10 protein-coding genes are annotated in these 13,180 nt (G+C 66.8%); 8 read left to right on the forward strand and 2 right to left on the reverse strand.

Annotated features, from left to right (window positions below):
* The first annotated feature begins 115 nt into the window (after positions 1-115).
* The 8 genes from SR882_RS01830 to SR882_RS01865 all read left to right on the forward strand — a co-directional run bounded on the left by SR882_RS01830 (position 116) and on the right by SR882_RS01865 (position 9,845).
* Entirely contained in the window at positions 116-613 is a 498-nt protein-coding gene (locus tag SR882_RS01830) for a (2Fe-2S)-binding protein (RefSeq protein WP_322521652.1), read from the forward strand.
* The gene (locus SR882_RS01835; protein WP_322521653.1) at positions 610-2,757 is read left to right on the forward strand and encodes a xanthine dehydrogenase family protein molybdopterin-binding subunit; all 2,148 of its coding nucleotides are present in this window, start codon (positions 610-612) and stop codon (positions 2,755-2,757) included. The genes SR882_RS01830 and SR882_RS01835 overlap by 4 nt, the downstream gene beginning before the upstream one ends.
* Positions 2,754-3,776 (forward strand): XdhC family protein, encoded by a 1,023-nt coding sequence (locus SR882_RS01840; protein WP_322521654.1) that lies wholly within the window; start codon positions 2,754-2,756, stop codon positions 3,774-3,776. The genes SR882_RS01835 and SR882_RS01840 overlap by 4 nt, the downstream gene beginning before the upstream one ends.
* Entirely contained in the window at positions 3,766-4,344 is a 579-nt protein-coding gene (locus SR882_RS01845; RefSeq protein WP_322521655.1) for a nucleotidyltransferase family protein, read from the forward strand. The genes SR882_RS01840 and SR882_RS01845 overlap by 11 nt, the downstream gene beginning before the upstream one ends.
* 132 nt (positions 4,345-4,476) lie before the next feature.
* Entirely contained in the window at positions 4,477-5,979 is a 1,503-nt protein-coding gene (locus SR882_RS01850; protein ID WP_322521656.1) for a glycoside hydrolase 100 family protein, read from the forward strand.
* Complete coding sequence (locus SR882_RS01855; protein WP_322521657.1) at positions 5,972-8,170, forward strand: HAD family hydrolase; 2,199 nt, start codon at positions 5,972-5,974, stop codon at positions 8,168-8,170. The genes SR882_RS01850 and SR882_RS01855 overlap by 8 nt, the downstream gene beginning before the upstream one ends.
* Complete coding sequence (locus SR882_RS01860) at positions 8,167-9,060, forward strand: HAD-IIB family hydrolase (protein WP_322521658.1); 894 nt, start codon at positions 8,167-8,169, stop codon at positions 9,058-9,060. The genes SR882_RS01855 and SR882_RS01860 overlap by 4 nt, the downstream gene beginning before the upstream one ends.
* Positions 9,057-9,845 carry a M90 family metallopeptidase gene (locus tag SR882_RS01865; RefSeq protein WP_322521659.1) on the forward strand — a complete coding sequence of 263 codons (789 nt, stop codon included), beginning with the start codon at positions 9,057-9,059 and terminating at the stop codon, positions 9,843-9,845. Before SR882_RS01860 ends, SR882_RS01865 begins: the two co-directional genes overlap by 4 nt.
* 46 nt (positions 9,846-9,891) lie before the next feature.
* On the opposite strand, the gene SR882_RS01870 is transcribed toward SR882_RS01865, so the two are convergent.
* Both SR882_RS01870 and SR882_RS01875 read right to left on the reverse strand, forming a co-directional pair.
* Positions 9,892-11,151 (reverse strand): MFS transporter, encoded by a 1,260-nt coding sequence (locus SR882_RS01870; RefSeq protein WP_322521660.1) that lies wholly within the window; start codon positions 11,149-11,151, stop codon positions 9,892-9,894.
* Between the two features lie 25 nt (positions 11,152-11,176).
* Entirely contained in the window at positions 11,177-13,111 is a 1,935-nt protein-coding gene (locus tag SR882_RS01875; protein WP_322521661.1) for a TonB-dependent receptor domain-containing protein, read from the reverse strand.
* Positions 13,112-13,180 lie beyond the last annotated feature (69 nt).

Raw genomic sequence — 13,180 nt, forward strand, 5'->3', positions numbered from 1 at the left:
TGTTTCTCAAAACATATTGCGGCCCGGCACTCACGGTCTACGCTCCTTTGCACTGTCTTCATCGCCCCGGCAATCGGGGCGTCTGCGACTCTGCATCCAACTCAGGAGAACCGCCGTGGCAACACTCACCATCAACGGACGCTCCGTGACCCTCGAGGTCGCCGATGACATGCCCCTGCTCTGGGCCATCCGTGACTACATCGGCCTGACCGGCACCAAGTTCGGCTGTGGTGCCGGGTTGTGCGGTGCCTGCACCGTGCATGTCGATGGCGAGCCGACCCGCTCGTGCATCACGCCGGTCGCCTCCGCGGACGGCAAGGAGATCACCACCATCGAGGGGCTTTCCTCGGCCGGTGATCATCCGGTGCAACTGGCCTGGGTGGCCGAGGACGCTCCGCAGTGCGGCTACTGCCAGTCCGGCCAGATCATGCAGGCCGCCGCGCTGTTGGCCGACAACCCGGACCCCTCCGACGAGGACATCGACCGGGCCATGCAGGGCAACCTCTGCCGTTGCGGCACCTATAACCAGATCCGCGCGGCGATCAAGCACGCGGCCCGCGCCAAGATGGCCGGCAACGGTGGCCAGAACCAGGATCAGGAGGTTTCGGCATGACCACGCGCAGGCAGTTTCTCAAGGTCTCCGCCGCCGTTGGTGGTGGAATGCTGGTCGGCTTTCGTTTCGGTGCGCCCGAGTCGGCGATGGCCGCCGACGGCACCTCCGGTGCAATGGACTCGGCGGGGGTGTTCGAACCCAACGCCTGGATCGAGATGCATCCCGATGGCCGGACGATGCTGACCATCTCGGGGTCCGAGATGGGGCAGGGCGCGATGACGGTGATCCCGATGATGATCGCCGAGGAGCTCGACCTGCCCTGGGGCGAGTTCGACACCCGGTTCGCCCCCGCCGACGAGACCTACGCCAACCCGGCCCTCGGCAGCCAGGTTACCGGCGGCAGTGCCACCGTGCGCGGCTTTTACACCAAGTTGCGCGAGGTGGGCGCGGCAACCCGCGAGATGCTGATGCAGGCCGCGGCAAACCGCTGGAACGTGCCGCTGTCCGACCTGCGCACCGAGCCGGGCGTGGTGGTGCACACCGCCACGGGTCGGCAGGTCGAGTACAAGGACCTGCTGGCGGATGCCGCCAAGCTCGAGCCACCAACAGAGGTCTTCACCAAGGACCGCGCGGATTTCCGCATTATCGGCAAGCCGACCAAGCGCCTCGACTCGCCGCAGAAGGTCACCGGCCAGGCGGATTTCGGCATCGATGCCCGCCCGGATGGCCTGCTGCACGCCAGTGTCGAGCGCTGCCCGGTGTTCGGCGGCAAGCTCAAATCCGTGGAAGCCGCCGAGGCGAAAAAAGCGGACGGCGTCGAGGACGTGATCGAGCTCGACCACGGCGTGGCGGTGCTGGCGCGCGACTGGTGGAGTGCCGACCAGGCCCGCGGCAAGCTCTCGATCGAGTGGGACGAAGGCGAGCTGGCCGATCTCGACGACGAGGCGATCGACGCGCAATTCCAGGAGCGGGTCAAGCAAGATGCTCGCGCTGCGCGGACAGAAGGGCGTGGTGCCGATGCGTTGGGCAATGACGAGAACACCCATCGCGCGACCTATCGCGTGCCGTATCTGGCCCACACCACCATGGAGCCGATGAACGCCACCGCCTCGGTGACCGAGGAGGGAGTGACGATGTGGGTGCCGACCCAGGCGCCCGGCTCGGTACAGAAGGTGGCCGCCGAGGTCGCCGGCGTCGATCCGTCTAAGGTCGCGGTGCACACCACCTTCCTGGGCGGTGGCTTCGGCCGGCGCTTCGAGACCGACTTCGTTCGCGAGGCGGTCGAACTGTCCAAGCGCGCCGGTCGTCCGGTCAAGGTGATCTACTCGCGCCCGGACGACGTGCGTCACGACTTCTACCGCCCGGCGGCCTACAACGAACTGTCGGCCACCCTGGGTGACGACGGCCTGCCGGTGACCTGGGTGCATCGCATCGCCGGTCCATCGATCTGGTCGCGCGTGGCCCCCGGCATGGTCAAGGACGGCATCGATCCGGCCGCCGTCGAAGGCGCGGCGGACCATCCCTACCGGATCGAGAACATCGCGGTGTCCTACGCTCAGGTCGATCCGGGCATTCCGGTGGGTTTCTGGCGCTCGGTGGGCCACTCGCACAACGCCTACATCGTCGAGTCGTTTCTCGACGAGCTGGCGCGCCGGGCGGAGATCGACCCGGTCGACTATCGCCTGAAATTGCTCGAGGAAAATTCGCGCCACGTCGCGGTGCTCAAGCGTGCCGCCGAGATGGCCGACTGGGGTGGCGAGGTGCCCGAGGGGCGCGCCCGCGGCGTGGCGCTGGCCAAGTCGTTCGGCAGCTATTGCGCGCAGGTGGCCGAGGTCTCGATCGAGGACGGCCAGCCCCGCGTGCACAAGGTCTGGTGCGCACTCGATTGCGGCATCGCGGTCAACCCGGCGGGGGTCGAGCGCCAGGTGCATTCCTCGATTGCCTACGGCCTGACCGCGGCGCTGTCCGGCAAGATCACCATCAAGAACGGCCGGGTCCAGGAACAGAACTTCAACGATTACCCGGCACTGAGGATGGATCAGATGCCCGAGGTCGAGGTCGGCATCGTCGATTCGGGCCAGCCGCCGGGTGGCGTGGGCGAGCCGGGGCTGCCGCCGCTGGCCCCGGCCGTGGTCAACGCGCTGGTCAGCCTGACCGGCAAGCCGATCCGCCGGTTGCCGATCGAGCTGGGCGACGAGGCGTGAGTCCGTCCCCGGCGGTGGCCTCCGATCGTCAGGCGGCCCTGACGCTGGCGGTCGAGGCACTCGAGGCCGGCCGAGAGGTGGCGTTGGTCACGGTGCTCGAGACCTACGGGTCGGCACCCCGCCGCCCCGGCTCGATCTGGGTGATCGTCGACCCGGCCGGAACGGGGCCCGAGGGCATCCCAAGGCAGGCCGGCTCGATCTCCGGCGGTTGCGTCGAGGACGAGCTGCTCGACTGGCTCGCTGCGCATCCGGACCCGGCGCGGGGCGGCAGGCCGGTCGAGCGGCATTTCGATGGCACCACCCACCCGGGCCTGCCCTGTGGCGGCACCCTGTCGGTGCTGGTCGAGTGGCCGCGACAAGCGGCCGATCTGCGTCCGGCGCTGGCGGCGGTGTCCCGTCGCGAGGCCGTCTGGCGCGAGGTCGACCTGGTCACCGGCCGGGTCGGCTTTCACCCCATCGATGGCGTGGTGGCGGAATCGCCCTGTCGTCGCGAGAACGCCTTGGCCGTGCCCTTCGGCCCGGCGTGGCGGCTGGCGATCATTGGTACCGGCCCGGTGGCCGAGGCCCTTGCGCCCCTGGCGCTCTCACTGGGCTTCGAGGTGGATGTCTGCGACCCGCGGCCGCATGCCGACTGGTCCGTTCCCGGTGTGGCGCGGCATCGCGAGGCACCCGAGCGATTCTTCGCCGCGACCGGGCTCGATGCGCGCACGGCGGTGGTGGCGGTTGCCCACGACCCGCGGCTGGATGATCTGGCCCTGATGGATGCCCTCGAGTCGCCGTCCTTTCACGTCGCCGCCATGGGGGGCGCGACCACCAGTCGTGCACGTCGCGACCGGCTGGCCGCCCTCGGCATCGATACCGAACGGCTGCGCGCCCCGGCGGGGCTCGATATCGGCTCGCATACCCCGGCGGAAATCGCGGTGTCGATGGCCGCCGAACTGGTCGCGGCGCGTCATCTCGAGCGCCAGCGGGCAACGGCGCGGCAGCCCTTGGTCCGCCACGCGCTCGATGCCGGCTGACCAGGTGCCGCTCGCCGGGGTGGTCGGCGTGGTGCTGGCGGCCGGACGGTCGCGGCGCTTCGGTGCCGACAAGCGTTGGGTGCCCTGGCAGGATGAGCCACTGCTCGCCCATGTGCTGCGCACCGCCCGGGCGACCTGCGAGCGTGTGCTGGTGGTCGTCGAGCGGCATGATCCCTTGCTGGACGAGCTGCTGGAGCGATTGCCGGCCGAGTTGCTGGTCTGCCCCGATGCACGGCGAGGCCTGCCATTCAGTCGGCGCTGTGGGCTCGACGCCCTGCAAGACGATCCCGTCCTGCGCGGCGTGCTGATCTTCCTGGGCGACATGCCGGCCATTCGTCCGGTCGATGCCCGTCGCCTGGGGGCGGCAATGCTCGAGGCCGGATTGCCCGTTCGTCCGACCCATGGCGGCGCGCCCGGCCATCCGGTTGCCTGCCCCGCCCGATGGCTTGCCGAACTGGGCGAGTCGGGGTTCCCGGGCGCGGTGGGGCGGTCGATCGAATGGGATCACGCCGGCGTGGTGCGTGACGTCGACCGCCCGGTCGATCTCGCCAACCTGACGCCGCCCTGATTCGGCCGACACCGCCGCCGGTGCCGGTTACCGCATCGATCGGCTGTGCTAAGTTTTAATTGACCCTGGCGGGCGTTCGACGACATGTCGAGCCCGCCGCCCTTCCATTGCCACACCAGCGAAGGACCCCGGATGAACGAGCGTCCGTCCACGAGTCGTGCCACCGAACCGCTGCACGCCTCGCGTCATTGCTTCGCCCAACCGCGGTTCGCCGACGAGTCGGCCGTGCTTGCCGATGCCTATCGCCTGCTCGATGACGCGGTGATCCGTTACCAGGGTCGCCCGGTCGGCACGATGGCGAGCCTCGATCCGCGTGCCCCGGCCGAGAACTACCGTGATTGCTTCGTGCGCGACTTTGTCTCGGCGGCGTTTCTGATGCTGCTGGAAGGGCGCTCGGACGTGGTGCGCGAGTTTCTCGCCATGATCCTGCGCATGCGCGGCCAGCAGGAGGAGCTGGAAGGGCAGCAGGTCGCGCCGGGCGTGCTGCCGGCCTCGTTCCGCGTCATCACCCTCGATGACGGCAGCGAGCAGCTGTCGGCCGACTTCGGCGACCGGGCCATCGGTCGGGTCGCCCCGGTCGATTCGATGATGTGGTGGGCGGTGTTGCTGCGCGCCTACGTGCGCCATACCGGCGACACGGCGTTCGCCCACACCCCGGAGGTCCAGCGTGGCCTGCGCATGATCCTGAGCCTCTGCCTGCAGAGTCGCTTCGAGGTCTTCCCGACCCTGCTGGTGCCGGACGGCTCGTTCATGGTCGATCGGCGCATGGGGGTCAATGGCCACCCGCTCGAGATCCAGGCGCTGTTCGACATGACCCTGCGCACGGCCGATCTCCTGACCGTCGACGAGGGCAGCCACTGGCTGATCGATCTGGCCAAGCGCCGTCGTCACGTGTTGCGCGACTACGTGCGCCGCTACTACTGGCTGGATCTGGACGTGCTCAACGAGGTGCACCGCTTTTCCACCGAGAAGTTCGGCCACGACGTCGACAACGTCTTCAACATCTATCCCGAGTCGATTCCCGAATGGGTCGCCGACTGGCTGCCGGACGACGGCGGCTACTTCGTCGGCAATCTCGGCCCGGGGCGCATCGATTTCCGCTTCTTCTCGCAGGGCAATTTCCTCGCCACGACCACCGGATTGGCGACCGCGAAGCAGGGCGGCCTGCTGATGCATACCGTCACCGAGCGATGGGATGACCTGGTGGGGCAGATGCCGGTCAAGCTGGTCTATCCACCGGCGCGCGGGGCCGAATGGCGCCTGATGACCGGGTCGGATCCGAAGAACGTGCCCTGGTCGTATCACAACGGCGGCAACTGGCCGGTGCTGATCTGGCCGATGGTGGCCGCTGCGCTGGCCACCGATCGTCAGGACCTGGGGGAACGGGCCTTCCGTGTCGCCGAGCGGCGCTTGATGGCCGACAGCTGGCCGGAATACTACGACGGTCGGCACGGCCGCCTGATCGGTCGCCGGGCCAATCTGCATCAGGTCTGGAGCGCCACCGGGTTGCTGTTGGCGCGCCACCTGCTGGCCAATCCCGAGAGCCTGGTGGAGTTGGGGCTTGCGGAGGACGACGACAATGCCCCCGGCAGCGGACGCGGCGGCGAGGCAGAGCGAGATCAGGGAGGTGAGTGACACCATGCCGAAAACGGGTGACAACGACGGACTTTATATCTGCCTGGTCAGCGTGCACGGGCTGATTCGCGGGCAAAACCTGGAGTTGGGTCGCGATGCCGATACCGGCGGGCAAACCCTCTACGTGGTCGAGCTGGCACAGGCGTTGGCGCGCCGCCCCGAGGTGGGCCGCGTCGACCTGTTCACTCGACGGGTGATCGATCCGCGGGTGGATGCCGACTATGCCCAGCCCGAGGAAGATCTGGGCGACAACGCCCACATCATCCGTATCGATGCCGGTCCCGAGGAGTACCTGCCCAAGGAGCGACTCTGGGACTACCTCAACTGCTTTGTCGACGGCGCGCTGGCACACATCGACCGGATCGGGCGCACACCGGCCCTGATCCACAGCCACTACGCCGATGCCGGTTACGTCGGCGTGCGGCTGGCCCACCACCTGGGCGTGCCGCTGGCGCATACCGGCCACTCGCTGGGCCGCGTCAAGCGTCGCCGCCTGCTGGCGCGCGGCGAGAGCAGCGAGACGATCGAGTCGACCTACGCCATGTCCATCCGCGTCCGGGCCGAGGAGGAGGTGCTGGCCGCCGCGGACATGGTGGTGGTCAGCACCGGCCAGGAGATCGAGGAGCAGTACGGGCTCTACGACTGGACCGATCCCGACAAGATGACGGTGATACCGCCCGGCGTGAACCTGGAGCGTTTCACGCCGCCGCCCGAGCAGTTCGCGCCACCCATCTGTGCCGATCTGCGTCGCTTTTTGCGCGAGCCCCAGCGACCGATGGTGCTGGCGCTGTCCCGGCCCGACGAGCGCAAGAACATCGCCACCCTGATCGAGGCGTTCGGCGCGCACCCCACGCTGCGCGAACAGGCGAACCTGGTGATCATTGCCGGCAACCGCGACGACATTCGCGACATGGACGCCGGGCCGCGCAAGGTGCTCACCGACATCCTGCTGCTGATCGACTACCACGACCTCTACGGCGTGGCCGCCTATCCGCGTCACCACCAGTCCGACGACGTACCCGATCTCTACCGGCTGGTCACCCGCAGCCGCGGGGTGTTCATCAACCCGGCGCTGACCGAACCGTTCGGCCTGACCCTGATCGAAGCGGCCGCCGCCGGGGCGCCGATCCTGGCGACCGAGGACGGCGGGCCGCGCGACATCATCGCTGCCTGCGAGAACGGCGAGCTGATCGACCCCTTGGACGCCGAGGGCATTGGCGAACGGATTGCCGCCTTGCTCGAGGACCGCGAGCGCTGGCGGCGCTACTCGCAGAACGGCATCCGGCGCGTGCGCGAGTGCTACGCCTGGGATGCCCACGTCGAGAGTTACCTCGCGCGCGTGGCGCGGCTGTTCGAGGGCGAGCGTCGCGCGGTGCGCCCCAGCCTCCCCGATCATGTGCTCACTCAGGTCGATCGGGCGCTGGTGGTCGAGTTGGCGGCGCTGGGCGATTCCACCGATGCCGGCCCGCGCCGCCGGCTGGTCGAGACATTGCGTGCCCATCGTCGGCAGGCCGGCTTCGCGGTGGTTTCCGATCGGCCGCGCCGCGAGGTGCTCAGCGCGCTCAAGGAACTGGGCGTGCCCACGCCCGACGTGCTGATCACCCGGGGCGGCACGCAGATTCACTATGGCCCACGCCTGTCGCGGGACGAAGGCTGGAGTCGCCATATCGGCTACGCCTGGCAACCGGATCGCGTCTACAACCTGCTGGCCCGGACGCCCGGCCTGGAATTGCGTTCCCGTGCGGTGCAGGGGGTGCATGCCGTGCACGCCTTCATCGCGGATACCGATGCCTTTCCGGGCTTCGAGGCGCTGGAAAACGAGCTGCATCAACTCGACATCCACGCCAACCTGATGCGCCTGTCGCGCAACGAGTTGCTGGCCATGCCGGTGCGTGCCTCCAAGGGCTTCGCGCTGCGTTATTTCGCCACGCAGTGGGGCATTGCGCTTGATCACCTGCTGGTGGCCGGTGGCGTCGCGACCGACGAGGACATGCTGCGTGGCAATCCGCTCGGGGCGGTGGTCACGCCGGACGGGGCGAGCGAACTACCGGGTCTGACGGACCTCGATCGGGTGATCTTCACCCGGGGACGCGGGCCGTCGGGCGTGTTCGAGGCCATCGATCATTACGATTTCTTCGGTGCCTGTGCCCTGCCCGAGGGCCGGCGAGGTGATGACGGGGCGTCCTCATGAGCGAGCTGGCGCCGATCCTGTTGTGCTGTGACCTCGACCGCACCCTGATTCCCAACGGCCGGGCCGAGGAATCGGCCGAGGCGCGGCCGCGCCTGGCGCGCTTCTGTGCCCACCCGGCGGTCGAGCTGGTGTTCGTCTCCGGGCGGGATCTCCAGCTGGTGCTCGAGGGCATCGACGAGTGGTCGCTGCCGCAACCCGACTACATCATCGGTGATGTCGGCACCACCATTTACGCGCCGCGTTCGCAGACGGGGCATGGGGATGGCGACTGGATTCACTGGCCGGCCTGGACCGATCAGATCGCGCCGGACTGGAACGGACTGACCCACGACGATGTCAGCGACATGTTCGCCGACATTTCCGTCCTCCGGCCCCAGGAGCCGGCGAAGCAGGGGACGTTCAAGGCGAGCTATTACGTCGACCGACAGGCCAACCAGGAGGTGCTCGATGCCGAACTGCACAGCCGGCTGTGGCGTAACGGAGTCGACGCGCGACTGGTCTGGTCGCTCGACGAGGCGGCCGACGTGCTGCTGCTCGATGTATTGCCGACCCATGCCAGCAAGCTGCACGCGATCGAGTTTCTCGTCCAGCATCTGGCCTTCGACGAAAGTCGGGCGATATTCGCCGGCGATTCGGGCAACGACCTCCATGCCCTCGGCAGCCACATCAACGGTGTGCTGGTCGCCAATGCCGAACCGGCGGTCAAGGCGCGTGCCCGGGAGCTGGTGCGTGCCGGCGCGATGGAGGACACGCTCTACCTCGCGCAAGGCGGTCTGTTCGGCATGAACGGCAATTACGCCGCCGGGGTGCTCGAGGGGATCGTGCACTACCTGCCGGAAACCCGCGAACAGATGGGTCTGACCACCGATGTCGGCGAGGCCCCGGGTTGACGGTCTGGCGCTGGCTCCTCGGCCTGTTCGGTCGATCCTCCCGTGACGCGATCGAGATTCCGGCCCCGGCCTGGCAACGCGTCTGCCAGGGTCAACCGGAGCTGTCCGTGCTGTCGGTCGAGGAATGCGAACGCCTGCGGCCGTTGGCCGGGCAGTTCCTCGCCGAGCGACCGTTCTACGCCGGCGGAGCGATGGAGCTTACGGATGCCATGCAGCTGCGGATCGCCGCCCTGGCGAGCTTGCCGGCGCTCTCGCTCGGCATGGGCTGGCTGGCGGGGATTCGGTCGGTCGTGGTGTATGCGGATGCCTTCGAGGTCGATCACGAGGAGGTCGACGAGGACGGCGTGGTGCATCACGTCCGCGATCTGCGTGCCGGCGAGGCCTGGTCGCATGGCACCCTGGTCCTCTCCTGGGCGGATATCGAGGCCGGGCTCGACCCGGATGTCGCCACCAGCGTGGTGATCCACGAGGTGGCGCATTTCATCGATGGGACCAACGGTGCGGAAAACGGCTTCCCGCCGCTGGACAAGGGCCATGATCGTGCCCGCTGGACGCATGACTTCCAGGTGGCCTTCGACCGGCTCAACCGGGAGATCGATGCCGGGCACGAGCCGACGATCGACCCGTATGCGGCCACCAACCCGGCCGAGTTCTTTGCCGTGCTCAGCGAGTATTTCTTTCGGATGCCCGGCGAGCTGCTTGACTTCGATGCATCGCTGTATCGGCATCTCGCCCGTTTTTACGCTCAGGACCCACTAACACGCATGATCTCCGCGGGCGGGTGACATCGAGGTTGGCGAGCGAGGGACTCGCGCCTCTTGCTGGCAGCAGTCATGTGGAGGCAGAGTCCGGCTGCCGTGTGAGACGCGGACTCAACCAGACCCAAGTGATCACTGGCATGGCGAGGGTCAGGATCAGGCTGCACATCGCCAGCCCACTCATGCCCGTCAATTGTCCGTCCGGTGCCGTCGTGAGTAGCAGACTAGACAGAAACCCCGCCAAGCCCGATCCCACGCCAGAGGCGGCATTGTGAAGCGACATGAACGCCGCGCGTTGCCGAGGGCGGGGTAGCGAGACCAGCAGGCTGTTGGTCGAACTGGTGCGGGCGGTGCTCCCCGCCATGAAGAGAGCGAAGAGCAGGTAGAGCGATGCGGTCGGCGGGTGGACGAGGTAGGTCAGGGTGATGGCTATACCAGCCAGGATGGCATTGGCCATGTGGTTGCTGTGCCGCCAGCCGTGATCGAAGAAGTGGCCCGAGGCCTTGAGCAGGACCAGTGTGCTGATGCCGCCGATCAGGTAGAGCAGCGCCATGTTCTCGCGCGGAAAACCCAGGTTGAACTGAAAGTGGCTGGCGAAATTGGCCACGATCAGGAAGTGGGCCAAGGTCTGTCCGGCAACGACCGCCAACGCCAGCCCAATGGCAGGTTGACGTAGCAGTTTGAACAGTAGACCGCGGTCGATCTTTGCCTCGAGGTGGCCGGTCATTGACGGTATCGTCGCCATCGCCATCACGGTCAAGGCGACGCCGGCGAGGCCGAATGCCAAGAAGGTGCTTCGCCAACCGAAATGCAGGGACAGCTGCAGGGACAGCGGCACGGCCAGGATGGCTGCCACCGAGAACGCGGTGGCAACCAGGGCCATGGCCCGTCCCCGCTGTCGGTCGGGTATTACGTCGACCAACGTGGCCATCATTACCGCGATGGTGGGGCCGTTGATGCAGCCGGCCAGGATGAATAGTCCCGTCAATTGCGCCGGCTCGCGGGCGAAGCCGCAAGCCAGAAAAATCAGTGCCCTTGCGCCCAGCAGGGAAATCAGCAGTGGCCGTCGGTCGAATCGGTCCAGCAGTCCGGCGAACAGCACCGATGCCGCCGCCGAGCCGAGCATGGCGCCACCGACCAGATTGCCGATTTGCGCCGGGTCGAAGCCGATGCCTTCGACCAGATCCGGTCCCAACGGCATGATCATCATCATACTGCCGATGGAAACGACGCTCGCGAGAAACGCGAGGCGGACGATGTTGTTTGCCGCTCCGGCGGAAAAAAGCATGAAGACGCAAGGAAGATGTCGGTGCCGCGAACGGTAACGGCTCATGCCGTAGCCGTCGCGACGAGGTGGATCAGAAGCGGTACGAGCCGCTTACGTAGTAGCTACGTCCCAGCTGGATGACCGGGTAGTTCGGGTTGTCGTCGACCGGACGCTCGTCGGTGGCGTTCTTGATGCCCAGACGCAGGTCGAGATGCCGGCTGAAGGCGTAGCCGAGGCCGAGATCCACGGTCTGGTAGCTTTCCGTGTATTCCGGATCGCTGCCACGCGGCGCAATGTACTGTTCGCCGTGGTGGTTGGCCGCCAGGAAGGAATGAATCTGGCCGGTCATGTCCCAGTCGAGCCGCACGGTCGCCTTGTGATCCGGGCGGGCGGTCAGCGGGTCGCCGTTGCCATCTTCGGTGTCCAGGTACGTGTAGTTGCCGCTCAGGCCGAGTGTGTCGGTCAGTCGTACGGCGCCTTCGAACTCGACCCCGTGGATGTCCACCTCACTGATGTTGGTCCACACGCGCTGCGTCTCACCCGGGATGTAAGGCGCGTCGATCATGTCCTCGACGTCGTTCTTGAACAGGGTGAGTGTGGCATTCCAGCGCTCGCGCTGAACGTCGACGGCCATTTCGTAGTTGGTGCTGGTCTCCGGTTCCAGATCCGGGTCGCCCGTGATGAAGCAGGAACCGCCGCAACTGACCAACTGGTAGTTCGGGTTGAGTTGGTACGGGCCCGGGGCCTTGAATGCCTGGCTCACGCCGCCCTTCAGGGTGACCGACTCGTTGAGGCCGTAAACCAGGTAGGCGCGCGGGGTGAAATGCCCGCCGAAGTCCTGGTGATGGTCGTAGCGACCGCCGAGGGTAAGCGCGAGGTCGTTGGTCAGACCGATCTCGTCCTGCAGATAGACGGCATAGCGGTCGGTCTCGTCCTCGCCGGTATCGGTGTAGGTGTACTGATCGACGACCTTGTCGCGGCGGGCTTCCACCCCGGCGGTGATCGCGTGATCGCCGAGCCGGAAGTTCGAGTAGCCATTGATCAGCATGTTCTTTTGCTCGTAACTGCGATCCGCCGGCGGATCGATCACCGCGAAGGAGCTGTTGTAGTCCTCGATCTCGGCGGTTTCGTACTGGGCCTGAACGGTGGTGTCGCCCCAGCTCCAATACCCTTTGTGTGTCAGGCTGAACAAGTCCCGATCCACCTCTTGTTCGCGTGTGCGGCCCGGCGCGTAGTAGTCCAGTGGTCGTTCGTCGTTGCTGTGGCGGTAGTCGAAGTCGAGCGACTGATTGTCGCTCATCATCCAGCTCACGGTGGCGTTGAGATTGCGCGTCTGTTTCTCCTCCAGGCGCGGCACCTGACTGGACTCGTCCGGTTGCCAGGCATTGCGGTTGTAGGTTTCGGCGTTGACCTTGAAGAACACGTCTTCCGAGAGCGGTCCCCGCGCCGAAACGCCGTTACGAATCTGTTCGCCGCCCGTGTCGTCGGTGGTCTGGTAGGTGCTGGTCAGGCTGCCGGTCCAGTCGGAAGACGGCCCCTTGGTGATGATGTTGACCACGCCGCCGATCGCGTCCGAGCCGTACAGTGCCGACATCGGACCGCGGATGACCTCGACGCGCTCGATGTCGCTCAGCGGTACCGGGGAGGTGTCGAAATCGCTGCCCCGCCACAGGACCTCCCCGGTGGAAATGCGCTTGCCGTCGATCAGCACCAGTGTGTACTTGGATCCCAGCCCACGAATGCTGACGTCGCTACGGCCGGTACCGTTGCCCGCGCCCTGGTAGACGCCCGGCAGGCGCTTGAGCACGTCGCTGAGATCGTTGATCGGCATCTCCCGGATGTCTTCCTGCGTCAGCACGGAGATGGATGCCGGTGCCTTGCTTTTCGAGTGCGAGGTGGTGGTGGCGGTGACCGTCACCGGGCTCAGGATTTCGGCGTCCTGCGCCAGGGCGGGGGAGGCCAGCGCGATCAGGATGCCGGTTGTCAGCGCGCTTCGGCCGAACGTGGCCGCACGATTGGTTTTCATCAGGTCCCTCCTTATTTTTTAACAAATACGAACGGTTATCAGTATCATTCCTTATCTCGTTGAGTCAAC

The organism is Guyparkeria halophila (assembly GCF_034479635.1).
In the GTDB taxonomy this organism is placed as follows: domain Bacteria; phylum Pseudomonadota; class Gammaproteobacteria; order Halothiobacillales; family Halothiobacillaceae; genus Guyparkeria; species Guyparkeria halophila.

Excerpts from the sequence above, each read along its gene's own strand:
- SR882_RS01835 (WP_322521653.1), top strand. The coding sequence starts at position 610 with ATGACCACGCGCAGGCAGTTTCTCAAGGTCTCCGCCGCCGTTGGTGGT.
- SR882_RS01845 (WP_322521655.1), top strand. The coding sequence starts at position 3,766 with ATGCCGGCTGACCAGGTGCCGCTCGCCGGGGTGGTCGGCGTGGTGCTG.
- SR882_RS01850 (WP_322521656.1), top strand. The coding sequence starts at position 4,477 with ATGAACGAGCGTCCGTCCACGAGTCGTGCCACCGAACCGCTGCACGCC.
- SR882_RS01860 (WP_322521658.1), top strand. The coding sequence starts at position 8,167 with ATGAGCGAGCTGGCGCCGATCCTGTTGTGCTGTGACCTCGACCGCACC.
- SR882_RS01870 (WP_322521660.1), bottom strand. The coding sequence starts at position 11,151 with ATGAGCCGTTACCGTTCGCGGCACCGACATCTTCCTTGCGTCTTCATG.
- SR882_RS01875 (WP_322521661.1), bottom strand. The coding sequence starts at position 13,111 with ATGAAAACCAATCGTGCGGCCACGTTCGGCCGAAGCGCGCTGACAACC.